Genomic DNA, 18,933 nt, shown 5'->3' with positions numbered 1-18,933 from the left:
TCTCACCCGTCCCGCGGTTGGTCGCCGGGCTCATAGCGCCAATGCCGGAAGGCCGCCAGTAACGGGAAGTAAAGCCCAAGCTCCACGGGCCGGCCATCGAGATCCTGAAAGAGACGCGCATAGCGCGCCAGTTGCCCGCCATAGCGCTCGCGCTCGCGGTCGAGAAACCCCTCGCGATCAGCCCCTTCGTGGCGACCGGTCTTGTAATCGATGATCCAGCGGACGCCCTCGCCGTCGATGAACGTGCGATCGACGCGGGCGGTGAGCACCGCACCCCCGTCGAACGTGCTCAGGGCGTACTCGTTGCGGGCGTTTGCGTGCGGTCCCAGGATCCAGCGCCCGTCGGCATCCTGTAACGTGCGGGTCAGGGCCTCCATCACCGTGGCGCGCGCCGACCGCAGATCCTGCGCCGCGAATCCCTGGCCATACAGGAGACCCTCGATGCGCGTCCTCAAGGCATCCGGAAGTCCCGCGCCCTCCGGCAGGCCGGCATCGGCGAGCTCGGCCAACAGGGCATGAACGACGATACCGATGCGCCGGATACGGCTGCCTGCCCAATCGAAGACCACCGGCGCATCGACGCCCGATGCGTGCTCCTCGCCCGTGACCGGCGAGGGGCCCGGCGACACCCCAGTCAGCGCACCGCGCGCGATGCGGCGCAGACCGATGGGTGCGGGCGCCACCGCCCCGGTGCCGGATTCGCATGCCACGCATGACTGCCGGAAGCTCGCCCCTATGACCGGCCACAACACCGTCCAAAGGCCTGTCGTCTGCACTGAACCATCGTCCTTGCCTTGGGCATGACCAATGAGGTGCAGGTCCTCGCGGGCGCGCGTGCACGCCACATAAAGCAGCCGGCGCACCTCATGTTCGCGACGGCGCGCGGCAAAGCCCCACACGGCATCGTAGAGCGCATCCTTGTCCTCATCATGGGCCTTCAAGGGTGCGAGCAAGAGGTCCGTGCCGCGCGGGCCCTCGGTCTCTTGCACAAGCAGCAGCGGGCGCCCGTCACCGCGCGTCCGGCGGCCGAGCCCCGGACAGATGACGACATCGTATTCCAGCCCCTTGGCCTTATGGATGGTCAGGATATGCAGGCCCGAGGCCTGTGGATCGGGGGGTGCGTAGAGTTTTTGCAGGTGCGCGCGCAGCTGCCAGATGTCCACCTCGCCCGCCACTTCGCATTCCGACAACGTCTCGAAAAAGACCAAGGCCTCGTCGAACGCCGTCTGCGTAGCGAGTGCCGCGGGTCCGCCGAGGGCAAGCCATGCCTCCTCCACACAGCGCGATAGGGGGACGCGCCCGCGCTGTCTCTGGGCGGCGTGCAATACATCGCGCATCCGCGCCACACGCGATCGTCCGTCAGCACTCAAGCGTGCCACGCGCGCCTCGTCTGCGAGGATGTCGGCCAGCGGTCGCGGGTCTCCCTCGCAGAGCGCTACCAGATCGGCGAGATCGAGCCCGCACCAGGGGGCGCGAAGGCCGCTCAAGGCGCTCAAGCGCGCCGCCGGAAACAGCAACGTTTCGGTGAGCGCCAGCAGGTCGCGGATCACGGGACGGGTCCCCAGGGAGTAGAGCTCCTCGCCCGCGAAGCGCAACCCGGCGGCGGTGAGCGCCGCCGCGATCGCATGCCCGTGCGCCCGCGAGCGCACCAGAATGCCGATCTCGACCCCCGGGCGCTGTGCGCGGATATCGCCCACCAGCCGCGCCACATAGTCGGCCTCACCCTCCATGTCCGCATCCACGAGCCCATGGACGCGCACCGCGCCGCCGGCGCCGCGCACGGCGGTCGCGGGCGCGTGCGGGACCGCGCCCTCGTCACTCACGAAGCGCTTTGGCAAAAGGCGCGCGAAGGCCTCATTGACCCACGCGACGAGACCCGCGCGCGAGCGGAAATTGGCGCTCAGGGTCACCGATTCCAACGGCCACGATCCAAGTCCTTCGCGTGCGAGCTTGAAGAACAACCCGACCTCGGCCTTGCGAAATCCATAGATCGATTGCATGGGGTCACCGACGACGAACAGGCTGCGCGGCTCCCCCGGCACCCACTCGCTGGTCAGACGCTCGAGCAGCCGGTACTGCAAGACCGAGGTGTCCTGAAACTCATCAACGAGGACATGCTGCAGGCGCCGGTCAAGCCGCAGCGCCCCGGCGGTCGGCTCGCCCTCCGTCCCCAAGGCCTGCAGGGCGCGTAGCGCGGCCTCGGTGAAGTCCCACGCGCCGTGACGGGCAAACACCATCTGGAGCTGCGCCGAGGCCGCCGGCAGGATACGCAGCAAGGCCGACAGCCGTTGCCACTGGCCATCGCCATAGCTGCACGGCCCCCAGGCGACAAGCGCATTGAGCGCACCCGCAAGCCCCTCGGGATCACCGAATTGCGCCATGAAGGCACGCGTGGACCCGAAATCCTTCGGCCAATCCTTGAGCTGCTTACGTAACCCCCCGCCGCCGGTCAAAAAATACCCGGCGAGGCGCTGCCAGAGCCGCAAGGCCCCCACCCCGTCGGCGCCCAGATGCGCCGGCTGCCAGTCCGGATCACCGGTGATGGTAGCGAGATACGCGCAGGCCGGTCCCAACGCCTCCTCCGGAAACAGGGCGCGGGCGCGCGCCATGGCCTCATGGGCCAGACGCAGAAACACCCCCTCGAGACGCGCGCGCGCCTGCTCGGGGGCGGCCGATCCGGTCTCGAGCACCACCGGCAGCCATTGTTCGCGGCGCCCCAAGAGTTCTCCGACCAGCGCCACGAAGCGATCGACATCGTTGCCAAGCGCCGGCAGCAGCGCTGCGAGCGCCTGACCGACGGCATCATCAGCCCCGAGCTCCGCGAACGTCGCCAGTGCGGCCTCGGCATAGAGGGCCGCAGGGTCCTGCGCCACCTCCAGGGCCACGCCGACACCGGCCGCCGCCGGCCACTGGTTGACGATCTGCCCACAGAACGCATCGAAGGTCTGAATGCGCAGCCGTCCCGGGCAATCCGCGAGAAACCAGCCGCGCTGCTCGCCTGCGCGCGCGGCGGCCTGCGCCAGTGCCGCGAGCTCGCGTTCGTAGTCGTTTCCCCCGGGGACCGTAAAGTCCGCCGTCAAGGCCGCCAGCACCCGCGACCGCATCTCTTCTGCGGCCTTGCGCGTAAAGGTGAGCGCGAGTATCTCCTCGGGGGTCTCGACGCGCGCAAGCAGCGCCAGATAGCGCTGAATCAAGAGCGCGGTCTTGCCGGATCCGGCGGGGGCCTGAACCACGAGCGAGCGGGTCGGGTCGATGGCCGCGCGCCGGGCCTCGGCATCACTCGTCATCACCACCCCCGCCTCCCTCATCGATCCGACAGAAACCCTCGCGCCCGCAATATTCACAGGCCCCGTCCAAGGGATCGACGGCCCCGCCGCCGGCGGCGAAATCCCCCGCCAGGCGCGCCAGAAGCGCCGGCCACGCCCCCGCCACCTGCTCCCAATCGGCCACTACCGTGGCCCCCGGCACGAGGTCCCCGTCACGCGTCCAGGCCTTGTAGCCGCCCTCGCGCACCGACAATCCCGCGTACGCGATGCCCGCCACTTCCGGGCCTTCGGCCACGGCATAAAACAAAAGCTGCGGATATTCGGGGCGCTCGGTCATCCAATCCACGGCCGGCATCCGGCCGGTCTTGTAGTCGATGAGCACCGCACGCCCGTCGATCAGATCCACACGGTCGATGCGGCCGCGCATCGCAAGCGGCCCGCAACGCAGCGTCACCTCCTTCTCGCGCCCCACCACCCGGAACGCCGGCCGCGCCTCCTCGCGCCCGAGGAATTCCGCCAGCAAGCGCTCCATGCGGCGCGCCTCGAGGGCCACGAACGCCGCCGGGAAACGCGCATAGTCGTCGGCGGCCGTGGCCTGCGCCGCCGCCACGGTCTCGGCGATACGGCGCGCGCGCGTATCCATGTCCAGGATAAGCCATGCGCGTGGCTCGGGAAAATCGCCAAACCAGATCTCCATGACCTTGTGCGCCACCGCGCCGCGCAAAGCCGGCGTCAGTCCATATCCCGGGGCATCGAGGGGGTCGGCACGCAGCCGATACTGGGCCAGGGCCCGAAAGGGGCACGCGGCCTGAGCGGCGAGCAGACCGGCCGCGAACGGCCCGGTGCGCGCCTCGTCCAGGGGTGCGGCGCGCACAGGATAATCCTCGAGCGCCGCGCGCGCGGCAAACGCCTGCCCAAAGCGGCTCACAAACGCCGGCGCTTCGACATCCGCCGCCGCGCGCGCGATCAACGCCCGGCTCGGGCGCAGCGGACCGGAGGCATCGTGGCGGGCGGAACTCAGTATGGTCTCGGGCGCGGCGCCGACCAGATCCTCAAGTACGCGCCCGGCAAAGCGAATATCGTCCTCGACGAAGGCATGCGGGAGGCGATGGGCGCGCTGGAAGGCAAGCGGCAGCAGCGGATGGGGGGGACGCACCGCGGGCCACGCCCGGTCATGCAGATTCATCACCCAGAGACCGTCGAACGTGAGGCCTATCGCCTCGAGCGGTCCCAGTATCTGCAACCGGGCATCGCCTCCACGCGGCTGAAAGACCCGATCGCCGAGGGCACCTTGCACAAACCCGAGCGCCCGCGCGTAGGAAATCCCGTCGGCCACCGCCTCCAGGGTGGCAAACGACTCCAGAACGTCATGCACCGCAGCGATCGCCTGATAGTCTTCGTGCGCGGCCGCACCCGGCCAGCCGACGGCAGTGAGCGCCCCCATGAGCAGTCCCGCCCAGGCGCTCGCCGACGCCCGTCTTGGCCAGCGGCGGACGATGCCCGCAAGACGCGCAAAGCCGGCGTGCGCGCTGGGCGCCCCACCCCGCAGACCACGCGCCACGGCCGTCGCATCGACCTCGGCCGTATCCATCAGCATCTCATAGGCGCATCGTGCACGCGCCGAACGCTCGGCCTCGGCCTCATGAAGGAACGGCGACTGGATGAGAGCGGCGGCCTCCCCGGCGGCCAGCGTCCCCGCCGCCAATTGCCAGATACGTAACGCGGCCGCCACCACCGGCGCCTCGGCGAGCGCCGTACCAAGCGATATCTCGTAGGGCACGGTCCCTGCGCATGAGTGGGATGCCAGGATCTCGTGGGCAAGCCGCACAATACGTTTCCGCTCGGCGGCCAGATCCGCCACCACCAGCGCATAGCGCCCATGCCCCTCGCTGGTGATGCGCTCGCGCGCCCACAAGAGGGCCGCGGTCAGTTCCTCGGTCGCGGTCGCAAAGATCCGCGCATCGCCCTCCCCGCCCCGGTTTGGCAGCGGCAGGACCGAGACGCGCGCGCCCCGCGCCGCGCACGCCGTCTTCACCGCCTCCTGCGCCGGGGTCAGCCGCTCAAAGCCCACCCATAGGACATGGTCACTGATCGCCATGCGCCCGGCGCCGATCGCCTCGGCGATGCGCGCGGGATCGTGCGCGGCATCATCCCGGCCGAGGGCCGCAAGACGCCGCGTGAAGGCCCGCGCCAGCGCCACGAATATCTCGCTCTCGCGATCGCCCCCGGTCTCGGGCAGTGGCAAGGCATGATCGGCGAGCAGTTGCCAGGCCTCGGCGGCCTGCGCCGCAAACACCCGGTCCTGACAGAGAAAACCGGGGTCATATTCGGTGACGAGCTCCGACCACAACCACTGCTCCTGGGCGGCGGTCAGCGGCGCCCGCCCCCCCGCGTGCGCGCGCGCCACTTCCGCCGAGCGTTGTACGAAGGCCGACCAGGGGAGGATGTCGGGCGTCTCCCACACCCGGCGGCCGGCGCCGCGCAGGCGGCGCGCATAGCCGAGATGCAGGTGGTGGGCAAGGCGGTTGTTGGCGGTGATGACGCAGGCCCCGGCGGCCAGCGCCCCGTCGAGTTCGGAATCCGCGCCGCCGGTGAATTCATTCGCGGTTTTCAGTACCATAGCCCCCCACTATGACGATACGCACACGCTTTGCTCCAAGCCCCACGGGCTATCTGCACATCGGCGGGGCGCGCACCGCGCTCTATTCCTGGCTGTTTGCCCGCAAACATCAGGGGCGCTTCGTACTGCGTATCGAGGACACCGATCTCGAACGCTCGACACCCGAGTCGGTGGCCGCGATCCTCGAAGGCATGGCGTTTTTGAACCTCGACTATGACGAGGGCCCATTCTACCAAACCCGGCGCTTCGATCGGTACCGCGAAGTCCTGTCGGAACTCATCACCCACGGCCATGCCTATTACTGCACATGCACGAAGGCCGAGCTCGAGGAGCGGCGCGCCGCGCAGATGGCGCGCAAGGAAAAACCCCGCTACGACCGCCGCTGTCGCGAGGCCGGCCACGGGCCGTCACCGGAGGCGGTGGTGCGCTTCAAGAACCCGCTCACAGGCGAGGTGGTGGTGGACGACGCCGTCAAGGGGCGGGTGGTATTCCGCAATGATGAGCTCGATGATCTCATCATCGCCCGCAGCGATGGCACGCCGACCTACAACTTCACGGTGGTCGTGGACGACATGGATATGGACATCACGCACGTGATCCGCGGCGATGACCACCTGAACAACACCCCGCGGCAGATCAACATGCTGCGCGCGCTCGACGCCAAGCCCCCGGCCTACGCCCACATCCCGATGATTCTCGGCGAAGACGGCGCACGGCTCTCCAAGCGCCATGGGGCGGTGAGCGTCATGCAGTATCGCGACGAAGGCTACCTGCCCGAGGCCCTCATCAACTATCTCGTGCGGCTTGGCTGGGCCCACGGCGATCAGGAGCTATTCACGCGCGCGGAGATGATCGCGCTCTTTGACATCGAGGACGTGCATGCCGCGGCGGCGGCCATCAACCCCAAAAAGCTCCTGTGGCTCAACCAACACTACATAAAGACCCTGCCGGCCGCCGACATAGCCGAGCGCCTGCGGCCGTTCCTTATCGAACGCGGCGCCGATCCCGCCGCCGGTCCGGCGCTCACCGACGTCGTCCTGGCCCTCAAAGAGCGTGCCAAGACCCTGGTCGAGATGGCCGAACAGGCGCTCTTTTTCTATCGCGAACAGCTTACGATCGACGACCCGAAAAATCAGGCCATCCTGGCCAACGCCCCGCATGCGGCACTCACGGCGCTCGCCGAGGCGTTCACCGCGCAGCCCGCCTGGACACGCGAGACCGTGCACGCGACACTCGAAGCCGTGGCCACCGGTCAGGGGCTCACCTTTGGCAAACTCGCCCAGCCGGTGCGTATCGCCGTGACCGGCAGCCCGGTGTCGCCGCCGATCGATGTGACCTGCGCCCTGCTCGGACGTGAGCGTTGCGTGGCACGCCTCCATTCGGCCATCACGCAGCTTGCTTTTCGAGAGGCGAGGCCTTAGAGTAGCGGCGCGCTACGGGGCCATAGCTCAGCTGGGAGAGCGCCTGCATGGCATGCAGGAGGTCGGCGGTTCGATCCCGCCTGGCTCCACCAAGAAATCAAGCACTTAGCAGCATATCTCCCCTTCCCCAAAACCGACTTTGCTGTAATCTCGCTGTAACCAGGTCCTTGCTGTGGTAAGGTCCCCCCCACAAACACACGCAAGAAAAAGGGGGGGTTGGTATGCCATCGTTCATCCCGCGTAAGGGTCCTAGCGGCAGGCGCGTCTGGCAGGCGCATGTCGGGCGCCGTGGGTATCCGGCACAGGTCCGCGCCTTCGACACCAAGGCCGAGGCCGAGGCCTGGGCGGGTGACATTGAATCAGACATACGGAGAGGCACCTTTATTTCTCGCGCCGAAGCCGAGATCACAACGCTTCGTGAGACGCTGGGTCGCTACCAAACCAAGGTCGTCGCTCACAAGCGCACCAAGGGTGAGGATGCGATCATTCGGTGGTGGGCGGACTTGCCCCTGGCCCGGCGCCCCATTGCGAGCGTTCGGGGCAAGGATTGCGGCAGCGATTAACACCAAGGAAGCCGAGGGCGTAGGTCCACGGAAGCCGAGGGCGTAGGTCCACGGACAATATTCGGGACAATATTCGCCTACATCGTGACCCTCTCGCATCTTTTTACAATCGCCCGCCGGGAATGGGGTATGGAGTCGCTGGGCAACCCTACCGAGTTCGTTCGCAACTCGTGCATCACATTGAGGAGATCGAGGCGCGCATCACGCGCTTCGACGCCCGGCTGCTCGCCGGTCTCGCGGGCGCCCAGAACGCCCTGGCCCTGCTGCAAACCTTGCCCGGCGTTGATCTGATTGGCGCGGCTATGCTGCTTGTAGAGATTGGCACCGACATGACTGCCTTCAGCAGCGCCGACCGACTGGCCTCGTGGGCCGGGGTCTGTCCCGGCAACAACAAGTCGGCGGGCAAGCGCAAGTCTGGACATGTCCGCAAGGGCAACCCCACCGTTCGTCGTCTGCTCTGCGAATTTGCTCATGCCGCCAGCCGGACGCAATCGGTGTTCAAGTCGAAGCCCCAGGCCCTGGTCGTCCGGCACGGCCACAAACGCTCTATCGTCGCCATTGCCCACAAGCTCCTGCGCACGATCTTCTTTATGTTGAAGCGTGGTGAGCATTACCGAGATGCCGCCACCGACTACGAGGCGCTGTCCGTGCAACGCAATGCGCCACGCTGGATCAAGGCCTTGACGCATTTCGGCTTCCTGGCGAGTGCCTGACAATCGATTCTCCGCCACATAGCCTTCTCGAGCCAGGGTTGCGTTCGCCTTCTGTAGCGTTTCTTTCACGCCAAGCCCGAAGACCTAAGGCCCGCGTGGGGTTACCTCGCCATAAGCGCTCGCCTCGCTAGCGCCTCTTTGGGGGTAATTCACCCAAAAAAGCGGTCTCCCCACCGTTTCTGGCCACCCACCCCCTCGACTGGGCTCGCCTCAGGCCTTTCGTGATCGAGGCGCCGCGTTAGCGGCACGACCTTGACGGAACCGTGGGCGGCAGGGTACGGGTTATTGATCAGTTACCCTAAAGGCGTATGATACTCAGTGTGAATTGAGTTTTGCTATGCGGTCGACAGAGGAGACAAGTCATAGGAAAACCGCGAATCGCGATTTTTGGGCATCGGGATGGTGGGTTCCGCTTAGCTCGACAAGCGGTCTCGCGCGCTACCCTTTCGCCCGTTTTTTCAGCCAGTAAGATGTATTCCACTTTTCTTAAGTCCTATCCAACACAGCTGCAACACATTTCGATTGTCGCAAGAAGGCCAATAAACCCCACTGTGCGTCACCGGCTTTCGGGCGTTACTCCATTCAGACGAGAGCTGATCAACCGCCATGTTCATGCGGGGGATTGGCCAGACCCATCACCGGCCGCCGAGTCCATGCGCGGCCAGCGCTGTCGTATCCAGCGACACCTGCTCGCGTTCGTAAAGCCCCAAGGAGACCTGAGCCCATGATCGCTAGCAACCCCTTCGCCGAGCTCGCCGCCATAATACCCCCGACTGCCATGCAGGCATACGTCCTGCTGATGCTCCTACTGGTGGTCGCCGGGACCATACTCGACATGCGTCACAAGAAAAGCGCGCGGTACTTTTTCGAGAATGCCAGGAAGGCAAGAAAGAACGCGACGCGCACGCTAAGTACCGGTGAAAAAAGCACGCTGGCCTTGAAGACCGTCGCCAAGGAGGTGCTGGCCTCGGGTGAATTCGACAATTCGAAGCGCCGCATTTCCCACCTCTTCACGATGTACGGCTTCATGATTTTTGTCGTCACCACAGCGATATTGATCTTTGGCTATCCGACCTTGAGCGATCCGGCGCCGAGCATCCTGCCGTTGCTTTGGCGTCTGGGCGCGGCCATGCTGTGCCTGGGGGGTTACTGGTTCTGGTTCAGCATCCGTGTCGACGTCGCCAGCGAGGGCGTCAAGTGGTATCACCTCAACGGGCGCGGCGACCTATTCATCGTAGGCCTGCTTGGCATGGCCACCTTCGCACTGCTCTGGTCTTTCACTACGGGACTCGGCGCGCTGAACATGCTGTTCTTCGTGTTGTTCATCGCCTTCAGCACCCTGCTATTTGGCTCGGTGTACTGGTCCAAGTTTGCGCACATGTTCTTCAAGCCCGCGGCCGCGTTCCAGAAGCGCGTTATCAAGGCGGATGGCTCGAGGGAAAACATGCCCGCAATCTACGATTTGTCGGATCCTGAAGTGCAGGCAAGGTTTCCGGATATCCCGACCTACATGGGCGCCAACCCGCCCAATATGGGATTGGGAATCAAGCGTGAAGCGGCCAACCATTTTTAACAGGCCAATCAATCGAGAGGAACACCATGCCTACCTTTGTGTACATGACGCGTTGCGATGGCTGCGGATACTGTGTTGATATCTGTCCGTCAGACATCATGCATATCGATAAAGTCACACGGCGTGCCTACAACATCGAGCCGAACATGTGCTGGGAGTGCTACTCGTGCGTCAAGGCCTGCCCGCAGGACGCGATCGATGTGCGCGGCTACGCCGACTTCGCCCCGCTGGGACATTCGGTGCGCGTCCGCCGTGACGAGGAAAAAGGCGTCATTGCCTGGCGCATCAAGTTCCGCAATGGCGAAAAAGACATGGAGCTGCTGGCACCGATCACGACCAAACCCTGGGGCAAACACATCCCTCAACTCTCTGATGTGCCCGCGCCGAGCCAAGCAATGCGTGATAGCCAGTTACTGTTTAACGAGCCCAAATACATTCGCATGGACGAAGGCGATCTGCACACGCTGGAATCGAACGGTCTCGTGATGAAAGAAGGGGTGTACTACTAATGGCTTACAACACGGTTGTCGAAGACAACATCGACATCCTCGTCGTAGGAGCGGGCCTAGGCGGCACGGGTGCCGCGTGGGAAGCGCGCTACTGGGGGCAGGACAAGAAGATCGTCATCGCCGAAAAGGCCAACATGGACCGTTCGGGCGCGGTGGCCCAGGGCCTCTACGCAATCAACTGTTACATGGGCACGCGCTGGGGCGAGAACAAGCCTGAAGATCACGTCCGTTACGCACGGATGGACCTGATGGGTATGGTGCGCGAAGACCTGCTGTTCGATATGGCGCGTCACGTTGATTCAGCCGTTCACCAGTTCGAAGAGTGGGGTCTGCCGATAATGCGCGACCCCAAGACCGGCGCTTATCAGCGCGAAGGGCGTTGGCAGATCATGATTCACGGCGAATCCTACAAGCCGATCGTCGCCGAGGCCGCCAAGAAATCCGCCGACAAGGTCTTCAACCGGATCTGTATCACCCATCTGCTGATGGATGACGCCAAGGAGAATCGCGTGGCCGGCGCAGTCGGCTTTAACGTCCGCACCGGTGACTACCATGTCTTCAAGTCCAAGACGGTGATTGTCGGTGCGGGCGGAGCCTCCAACATATTCAAGCCGCGCTCAGTCGGTGAAGGCGCAGGCCGCGTCTGGTATGCGCCGTGGTCATCGGGTTCAGCCTACGCCCTGATGATCCAGGCGGGCGCGAAAATGACCCAGATGGAAAACCGTATCGTACTGGCGCGATTCAAGGACGGTTACGGTCCGGTGGGAGCGTACTTCCTGCACCTCAAGACCTACACGCAGAACTGCAATGGCGAAGAGTACGAGTCGAAGTGGTTCCCGGCGCTGACTGAAATGGTCGGCAAGGAATATCTGGATACCGAAGGCCAGCACTTGTCCCACAAACCTATTCCGACCTGTCTGCGCAACCACGCATTCATCTCCGAGGTGAACGCCGGCCGCGGTCCTATCCATATGGTGACGATGGAGGCCTTCCAGGATCCGCACCTTGAGGAGATCGGCTGGCATAACTTCCTCGGCATGACCGTGGGTCAGGCCGTACTGTGGGCGGCGACTGATGTCAACCCGAGGTATGAAAACCCGGAACTGACCACCTCCGAGCCGTATGTGATGGGCTCGCACGCCACCGGTTGCGGCGCCTGGTGTTCAGGCCCGGAGGACATTTCCCCTCCGGAGTACTACTGGGGCTACAACCGCATGACCACGGTTGAAGGCCTGTTCGGCGCGGGCGACGCCGTCGGTGGTACGCCGCACGCGTTCTCGTCGGGCTCGTTTACCGAAGGCCGTCTGGCCGCCAAGGCCGCGTGCAAATACATCGACGACGGCAAGGCCGAGGGCATCCAGATTTCCGACGCGCAGATCCAACGCCGTGGGGAAGAAATCTTCAAGCCGATGGAGCATTACAGGATCAACCGCAACGAAATCACGGCGGGTAGCGTCAACCCGCACTACATCAACCCCAGACAAGGTCTGGACCGTCTGCAGAAATTGATGGACGAGTACTGCGCAGGGGCGACGGTCAACTACATGACCAACGACAAACTGCTGCAGATCGGCCTGAAAAAACTCAAGATCATGGAAGAAGACCTTGAGAAGATCGCCGCCGAGGACATCCACGAGCTCTTGCGCGCCTGGGAACTGAAGCACCGCCACCTCACCTCCGAAGCGGTCATGCAACACACCCTGTTCCGCAAGGAAACCCGCTGGCCAGGTTACTACTACCGGGGGGACGCGATGAAGCTCGACGATGCAAACTGGCACGTCCTCACCGTATCGCGTCGCAATCCCGAGACCGGCGAATACACCATGGAAAAGGCCCCATGCTACCACTTGGCCGGCAAGGACGAGTGAGCCGCAGCCCCGGGGGCGCGCCTGATGGCCGCTGCCGACCACCCTGAAGGCCCGCCGCTTATATTGCACCGTTTTTTCAGAGGACTTACTCATGAGCAGCTCCGTCGTTCAGCCCACACCCAAGACCTCCACGAACATTATCGACCACACCGACGAGGCGATTCTGGCGCTCGCCCACCCCATGTGGCGCGACCTGATCAAATACTCCAACCAGGGGCAATACGGCAAATTCATCCGCAATTTCTCCTACGACCTGCTGCTCGGCCTCAATGAAGTCGAAGTCGGCAAACAGTTCGCCAACAGCGAACTGACCCGAAGCCTGCACGAAGAATGGGATTACCTTGGGATCATCCGTAGAGGGCAGCATGTCACGGTGCTGTACCGGGTCCGAAGCACGAAGAGGGAAGGTGAATGGCTCGGTCGGCTGGTGCTAGGCTATGAACAAGGCGAGGTGCGCATCTTTGCCGCCTCCATTTTCTGAAGCGTCGGGGTACCCATGAAAGCCATCATCGAAGAGAACAAATATGTCGAACTGACATACAAGGTCATCGACCAGAAAACGCGCCAGGTTCTGACGCAGGTCGAGTTTCCTCTTGGCTATGTCCATGGCGTCACCGAGATATTGTCGCCCCGGGTCATGGACGTGCTGGAAGGCAAATCCGAGGGCGATATCGTCGAAGTGCACATAGATTGCAACGACATCTATGGCCCCCGGGACGAAGCACTGGTGGTTATTGAACCCATCGGGAATGTCCCCGAGGCATACCGTAAAGTCGGCACGGCCATCCTGATGGAAAACGACAACGGTCAAACCAAGAGTTTTCTGGTGACCCGACTGGACGCCAGAACGGTGACGATCGACGGCAATAACCCGCTGTGCGGCCGGGAAGTGATTTTCAAGCTTGAGATAGTGATGGTACGTGATGCCACCGACGAGGAAATCCAGTACGGCGGCAAGTTGGAAGCGGCCCCTGACCTGAATAACTGTCGCGCCGTTCCGGTTTGAATGGTGTAAAAACGGCCTGCGCAACAGAAAGTGCAGCGCTGAACCTAAACCCGGTAACCGGATTTCACTCCATCGCTCGATCTGTTACGCGTTGGGTAGCCTGGTATCGGTGTTTCCGAGCCCCATTTTCCATCGCGAGGTAAACAATGAGCGAGCCCACCAAAACCAAACGTCCGGTCCCGGAAGGTAAATCGCGCTTTCTGACAACCCGGCAAAAAGCGCCGAACGAGAAGGGTTACGTTGGATACGAGACCATCTGGGAACCGTTCCATAAAGAAGTCAAATACACCACGCCCAAGAAGCCGTAAATCCGACGGCGCTAACCTGACCGGTCGCGTGGCCATGTTTTACATGAGCAAGACGTTCCGGATTCGAAGGTCCCGCCCGACGCGTCGCCTGAGTCCTGATGAAGCGGCGTTCCTACTGCGCGGTACGCGCAGCCTGAAAGGTTCGTACATGGAACATCTCGTCTTGTGCTCGGAGACAAAGCCCGTGGCGCGATACATTACCGCGCGCGAAGCGCGCACGTTCGGCGCCGTCTGTGCGAGCAGGCTTGGTGGCGGCTCGGGGGCGCTTGGTTCGTGCTAGAACTGGACAAGGTTCTATGGGAGAAGGGTTGGCGTCCATGAAACAAATAGGCTATATGCGGATCTCCCCACCACTAAAACCCTCAGGTAACTGCTCATCCGGTTTCGGCGTAGAGCTGACCGGATAGGATCATTTGGATAGCGACGAGAGGGTTGTAGCCGTGGTTGGCTATGGTCTGCGGGTAGCTCTAGATGCGGCAATAGGCCTGGGCGAATTCGGCCTTGCGGAAGCAGCCGGACACTTTCTGCTTAACCTTGCTCATGCGCAGATCGCGCTCGGCGCGGTTATTCGTGAAGGAAACGCTCGGATCCCTGGCGAACAGCAGCACGGCGGTTTCGTGCTCCTTCAGTCGCTCTCACAGGTTATGGGCGTAGGCCATGCGGCCTACAATATCGGATTTGGCGATGCCGTCGCGTTGGCCGTTGTGCCGCACCAGGATGGGCGGCCGTTCGTGCACCCCCCCCGCGCGGGTCAAGAGGGCCCGGTCATGTCGCGGCTGGCGCTCGTAGGCATGCTCAGCGCGCGGTTGGTGCGCTCTGGCCCAGGTCTCTTGCGGAAGACACCTCAGTGTTTCTAGCAGGCAAAGCCGATACGCCTCCACCCACCGGCCGGACCTCGGCCGCATTGCCGACCTGTAGCCGCCAGCAATTCTCAATGTGGCAATGACCACGAAGGCTGAACAAAAGGCGCGGTCCGCGGTATAACAGCGCTGGGCCATTGTACGCGAGCGCGGCGTGACGGATCTTGTTACCGAAAATCCCCTGAGTCCAAATGTTTTTCTAGTCGGCCCCAGCCACGCTGATTTCCCCACCGATAGCTATAGACGAGGGCCGGATGGGCCGGCCCAGGAGGATAGACCATGACTGACATTTCGACCATCCCTTGTCCACTATGCCATGGCCCCATGCGCGAGGTCACGGGCAAAACGGCGCGTTCTTATCATGCAACGAGTACCCGACGTGTAAGGGGACCGTGGACCTTGGACCGGACGGAAAGCCCGCGCCCGTGTGCCCCGCCGATCCCGCGCATGGGCACATGCGGTTTTTCAAAACCGGGAAGCACGGCCCGTGGTTTGGGTGCAAAAAATACCCAGACTGCCGGGAGACACAAGACGCGACCGACGCGGACTGACTCCCCCATACCAGCCGTCCCGACTGGCCCCCTGCATGGGGGCCATTGGGGGCCATTAGGGACCTCTGGAGTTATCAGCGGGGGCAGAAATCGGGGCACGGAATTGTATGCCCTTGCCCCGTTATTCCCATATGGGTATCATTGGACCACGAAGCCTTTGTTCTGGATCGCAAGCACGAAAAAAGACCTCTGCGCGATGCCGGAAGAGGTGCAGGACACCTTTGGGTACGCGCTGTACTTGGCGCAGATTGGAGGGAAGCACGAACAGGCCAAAGCGCTCAAAGGCTTCGGATCGGCGGATGTCCAGGAGATTGTGGAGCGGTCGGAGGGCGGCTCGTTTCGGGCGGTCTATACCGTGCGATTCGCCGAGGCTATCTATGTGCTGCATTGTTTCCAGAAGAAATCGACGCACGGGATCGCCACGCCCAAGCCCGACATTGACAAGATTCACGAGCGGTTGCGCATTGCCGAACAGCACGCGAAAGGAGAGAACTCATGAAGACCGTCGAACCGAGCAGTGGGAACGTCTACGAAGACCTGGGTCGCCCGGATGCGGAAGAGATGATGATGAAAGCCCAGCTCGCCGTCAAGATTGGCGAGATTATCACGGAACGGCAATGGAGCCAACAGCATGCGGCGACCATTCTTGGCCTCACTCAGCCCAAGCTCTCGCAGATGCTGCGCGGTCAGTTCCGCGGCATAAGCGAGACGAAGATGCTGGATGGGCTGGCACGGCTGGGGCTTGATGTGCAAATCATTATTGGACCCGCGCGACCCACCCCCAACGCGCACCACAAACGCGTGGGAATCGTCTTCACGGCATAAGCCATCTCCAAGCCTTATCGCGCCGCGCATCCTGGGCTCCGCGCGACCACCTCGGCCCTCATCGGTATATATTCCATACCTACCAGGGCCGTGGTGGTTCGCCCTTACCCTTCGCGCAGACCTCTCCAGGCCCCCAAAACCCCCTCCCCTTGCCAAGTCTCCGGTGGTTCATGCCGAAAAGTGGCCCGCGCTGGCCCGTTCGGGCGACGATTCGGCGTCCGCGACGGCCTCCAGACGCGGGGATGCCTCCGATGGGTCCGGATCAGGGGTTTGCGAGGTTGGGATTCAGACCGGGCTTAGGGGCCGGCGCGCTGGGCGCCCGGGGCGCGCTTGATCTGGTCGAGCAGATCGGCCACGGCGACCACGCCGGGCAGTCCGCCGAGTTCACGCGCGGCTTGGGCGATCGCCCGGGGTTCATGTCCGGCGACTAGGAGTCGAGTGTTGGTGGTACACGACTGGAGCGCGGCCTCGTGGAGCGTCACGCCGCTCTGGAGGGCCTGGACCTTGAGTTCCGCGACCAGGGTATCGCACTGGTCTTTGCTGATCCCGAATCTCGCATGCTTCTTGAAATACTCCATGAGTTTTGCGCGGGTCCGGGCCTCACCAAGGTCTACGACCCCCTGCTGCGCGATCACCGCGCGAGCGCAGGTTTTCTTGGCCAGCCGCTGACCCTGGCCTGCCGCCCGATGGCGAACATCCGGGGACAGGACGTGACTGCTGCAGTCAAGCTCAAGGAAGCCGAGGGGGTTGGCCCCCGAACGGTATTTGCCTACATCGCGACCCTCTCCCACCTTTTTATGATCGCCCGCCGAGAATGGGGCATGGAATCACTTGCGAACCCTACAGAGTTCGTCCGCAAGCCTCGCCAGCCGAACGCCCGGGATCGGCGGCTGGTCGGCGACGAACACACCCGCCTCCTGGCGGCCGCCCACACACGGGGGCGAGATCGCGACCATCCGATGGGAGCACCTGGACCGTCAGGCACGGGTCCTCTTGATCCCGCACACCAAGACCGGGACGCCTCGCCGGATACCGCTCTCCGGTGCGGCCCTCGTGGCACTTGACTCCCTGGCCCATCGCCCTGACGGGCGCGTGTGGGGCAGCAATTCTCAATGTGAACTGGCTCCGCCTCGAATGGGGGCGTCCGCTTAAGAATTTACGGGGCTTGCAGGAGCCTTTGTCGGGCATCGGGCACCAGCGGGTAGACCAGGACGCGCTTGGGGCTTGCCCCATGGCGTTCGTGATGGCGATCCTCACGGCCGCGGCCCGTGGTGAGACCGACGTCGATCCAGTGGGCCGCGCGGTAGCAGTGGCCCGTAAAGCGTGTGGGATCAACAAAGGTCTCAGCCAAAAGGGGGCGGACGCCGTAGGCGGTTTGCCAATCGAATGGGTTCCATGGCGGCCCTCAACTGCTGTCGGGCGCGTCGATGTCGAGACCCCGCAGCATGAAGTCGAGCAAGGCCTCGAAACTGTCGAAACACATAAAAGTTGTGAGCGCCCGAATGCTGTCGAAAAAGCTTTTGCGGGTGGGGAGGGTCGCGCGCAACACGCGGTATTTTTGGTTGGTTATTTCCTGGAAAGTGTGCAGCAGGAAGGCCAGCAGGTTGAAGGTGCACAGCAGCGAGGAGAGATACTTCTTGCCGTGCCCAAAATTGTGTTCAAGATGGTACCCCTTGGTCTTCAGAACATTGTTGTTGCCATTCTCGATCCTCCAGCGCGCGCGGCCCGCTTCAGCGACTTTCGCGACATGAGCTTTATCGAGTGCATGCTGGGTGATCCAGGCGTTCTGGTATGTCTGCTTGCCCGCGGCGTCTTGGGTGGTCAACTCCAGCCAATTGACCGCTAGGGCATCGTCGCCCTCGCGCAAGGGAACGTGGTTGACGAAACGATAGGTGTCAGTCCAGGCTTTCTTGCCCTTGCGGCGCAGGACCTGGTGAGTCTGTATAGCCCCCTGGGCGGTGAGATCTTTGATCGATTCGGTGAGCGTGACGTGGGAGCTCGGCTTGCACACGAAAAGGAAATGGAGTCCCAGGCCCAAGACGGTTTCGCACATCGGCTGGCGGCTATACAAGTCGTCGCCCAGAATCGTCGCGTTGAGCGCTTTGATGCGGGCACCATGGGCGGTAAGCCACCGCTTGGCTGCCGCCGTTTCACAATCCTGCTTGTCGTGACCGTCCTGGGGGTCACGAATTCCGGCGCCAGCGCGATGACCTGGTTGCGTTCGGGAGACACCACGACCGGTGTAACCACCGTGTGCTGATAGCTGACCTCGCCCTTCCTGTGTTCGATCTTCGTGCACTGCCGGCAATGGACGGTATGAGAATGGTGATAGCTTGTCCCGTCTAGGGCGATCAGCAGCTGGCCGGCACCGTTCTGGGATGAGGAGAGAGAAACGCGAAAAGGGTCAATATGGCCGCCCGCGTTCAGTGCCTCGAATGTCTGTTCGAATAGGGGGGTGACATGACTGGGCGCCACCGGGTCCAGCAGGTTGCGGATGCAGTTGTCAGTCGGGATCAGGTTCATGCCAAAGAGCGTGTGCGCGTTGCTCTGGCCTTTGGTCTGTTTCATCGTCCTCTGATAGGCTAGAAACGAAGGGCTTTGCATAGTGAACACGGCAAAGGCCGCCAAGGCCGCGTCTTCCATGGCGTAGACGCAGTTCTTTCCCGTCCGCTTGTCCGGGAACCGCTGCATCAACTCCCTGAGGGAGGCCACTAATCCCTTAAAATCAAGGGGGCTCCCAACTAACGGAAAAGCCAAGCTCTGCTCGCTGAATATTATGACCCAGCGCTTTATACCGTGAACCGTAACTTTTGTCCAGCCCCCAGACATACCGGTTCATGGCCGTGACCC

15 protein-coding genes, 1 tRNA gene and 3 pseudogenes are annotated in these 18,933 nt (G+C 63.1%); 13 read left to right on the top strand and 6 right to left on the bottom strand.

Annotation, left to right across the window (positions count from 1 at the left end; all coding sequences use genetic code 11):
- Positions 1-2: 2 nt before the first annotated feature.
- Both C4901_RS07690 and C4901_RS07685 read right to left on the bottom strand, forming a co-directional pair.
- Entirely contained in the window at positions 3-3,287 is a 3,285-nt protein-coding gene (locus C4901_RS07690) for an exodeoxyribonuclease V subunit beta (RefSeq protein ID WP_240611865.1), read from the bottom strand.
- A complete protein-coding gene (locus tag C4901_RS07685) occupies positions 3,277-5,886 on the bottom strand; it encodes a PD-(D/E)XK nuclease family protein (RefSeq protein ID WP_110136825.1) in 2,610 nt (869 codons plus the stop codon). Before C4901_RS07685 ends, C4901_RS07690 begins: the two co-directional genes overlap by 11 nt.
- 11 nt (positions 5,887-5,897) lie before the next feature.
- On the opposite strand from C4901_RS07685, the gene gltX reads away from it, so the two are divergent.
- From gltX to C4901_RS17640, 10 genes and pseudogenes are all read left to right on the top strand, one after another.
- The gene (gene gltX / locus C4901_RS07680; RefSeq protein ID WP_110136824.1) at positions 5,898-7,307 is read left to right on the top strand and encodes a glutamate--tRNA ligase; all 1,410 of its coding nucleotides are present in this window, start codon (positions 5,898-5,900) and stop codon (positions 7,305-7,307) included.
- 16 nt (positions 7,308-7,323) lie between these two features.
- Positions 7,324-7,399: transfer RNA gene (locus C4901_RS07675), tRNA-Ala, on the top strand.
- A gap of 129 nt (positions 7,400-7,528) precedes the next feature.
- Positions 7,529-7,870: a hypothetical protein gene (locus C4901_RS07670; RefSeq protein WP_110136823.1), complete on the top strand. Its 342-nt coding sequence runs from the start codon at positions 7,529-7,531 to the stop codon at positions 7,868-7,870.
- A gap of 173 nt (positions 7,871-8,043) precedes the next feature.
- Positions 8,044-8,583 (top strand): annotated as a pseudogene (locus C4901_RS07665) (transposase); the annotation flags it as partial.
- A 724-nt stretch (positions 8,584-9,307) separates the two neighbouring features.
- Complete coding sequence (locus C4901_RS07660; RefSeq protein ID WP_110136822.1) at positions 9,308-10,156, top strand: adenylyl-sulfate reductase; 849 nt, start codon at positions 9,308-9,310, stop codon at positions 10,154-10,156.
- A 26-nt stretch (positions 10,157-10,182) separates the two neighbouring features.
- Positions 10,183-10,665 (top strand): adenylyl-sulfate reductase subunit beta, encoded by a 483-nt coding sequence (aprB, locus tag C4901_RS07655; protein WP_110136821.1) that lies wholly within the window; start codon positions 10,183-10,185, stop codon positions 10,663-10,665.
- A complete protein-coding gene (gene aprA, locus C4901_RS07650) occupies positions 10,665-12,533 on the top strand; it encodes an adenylyl-sulfate reductase subunit alpha (protein WP_110136820.1) in 1,869 nt (622 codons plus the stop codon). Before aprB ends, aprA begins: the two co-directional genes overlap by 1 nt.
- 91 nt (positions 12,534-12,624) lie before the next feature.
- Complete coding sequence (locus tag C4901_RS07645; protein WP_110136819.1) at positions 12,625-13,014, top strand: hypothetical protein; 390 nt, start codon at positions 12,625-12,627, stop codon at positions 13,012-13,014.
- 15 nt (positions 13,015-13,029) lie between these two features.
- Positions 13,030-13,539 (top strand): peptidylprolyl isomerase, encoded by a 510-nt coding sequence (locus tag C4901_RS07640; RefSeq protein WP_110136818.1) that lies wholly within the window; start codon positions 13,030-13,032, stop codon positions 13,537-13,539.
- A gap of 146 nt (positions 13,540-13,685) precedes the next feature.
- Entirely contained in the window at positions 13,686-13,847 is a 162-nt protein-coding gene (locus C4901_RS17640; RefSeq protein WP_168185624.1) for a hypothetical protein, read from the top strand.
- 470 nt (positions 13,848-14,317) lie between these two features.
- Here C4901_RS17640 and C4901_RS07635 read toward each other — a convergent pair.
- Positions 14,318-14,479, bottom strand: a pseudogene (locus C4901_RS07635) (transposase); the annotation flags it as partial.
- Between the two features lie 539 nt (positions 14,480-15,018).
- Here C4901_RS07635 and C4901_RS19305 point away from each other — a divergent pair.
- The 3 genes from C4901_RS19305 (at position 15,019) to C4901_RS07620 (ending at position 16,083) form a co-directional block, all read left to right on the top strand.
- Positions 15,019-15,258 carry a topoisomerase DNA-binding C4 zinc finger domain-containing protein gene (locus C4901_RS19305; protein ID WP_110136817.1) on the top strand — a complete coding sequence of 80 codons (240 nt, stop codon included), beginning with the start codon at positions 15,019-15,021 and terminating at the stop codon, positions 15,256-15,258.
- Positions 15,259-15,454: 196 nt separating this feature from the next.
- Complete coding sequence (locus C4901_RS07625) at positions 15,455-15,757, top strand: type II toxin-antitoxin system RelE/ParE family toxin (RefSeq protein WP_110136816.1); 303 nt, start codon at positions 15,455-15,457, stop codon at positions 15,755-15,757.
- A complete protein-coding gene (locus C4901_RS07620; protein ID WP_110136815.1) occupies positions 15,754-16,083 on the top strand; it encodes a helix-turn-helix domain-containing protein in 330 nt (109 codons plus the stop codon). Before C4901_RS07625 ends, C4901_RS07620 begins: the two co-directional genes overlap by 4 nt.
- A 296-nt stretch (positions 16,084-16,379) precedes the next feature.
- Here the strand turns inward: C4901_RS07620 and C4901_RS07615 are convergent, their stop codons facing one another.
- The 3 genes and pseudogenes from C4901_RS07615 to C4901_RS07605 form a co-directional block, all read right to left on the bottom strand.
- The gene (locus tag C4901_RS07615; protein ID WP_145960663.1) at positions 16,380-16,874 is read right to left on the bottom strand and encodes a hypothetical protein; all 495 of its coding nucleotides are present in this window, start codon (positions 16,872-16,874) and stop codon (positions 16,380-16,382) included.
- A gap of 365 nt (positions 16,875-17,239) precedes the next feature.
- Entirely contained in the window at positions 17,240-17,434 is a 195-nt protein-coding gene (locus C4901_RS07610; RefSeq protein WP_110135574.1) for a Druantia anti-phage system protein DruA, read from the bottom strand.
- A 54-nt stretch (positions 17,435-17,488) separates the two neighbouring features.
- Positions 17,489-18,840 (bottom strand): annotated as a pseudogene (locus C4901_RS07605) (ISNCY family transposase).
- Between the last annotated feature and the right edge of the window lie 93 nt (positions 18,841-18,933).

The organism is Acidiferrobacter sp. SPIII_3, from assembly GCF_003184265.1.
Classification (GTDB): Bacteria; Pseudomonadota; Gammaproteobacteria; order Acidiferrobacterales; family Acidiferrobacteraceae; genus Acidiferrobacter.
This window is presented reverse-complemented; position numbering and strand designations above follow the sequence as displayed.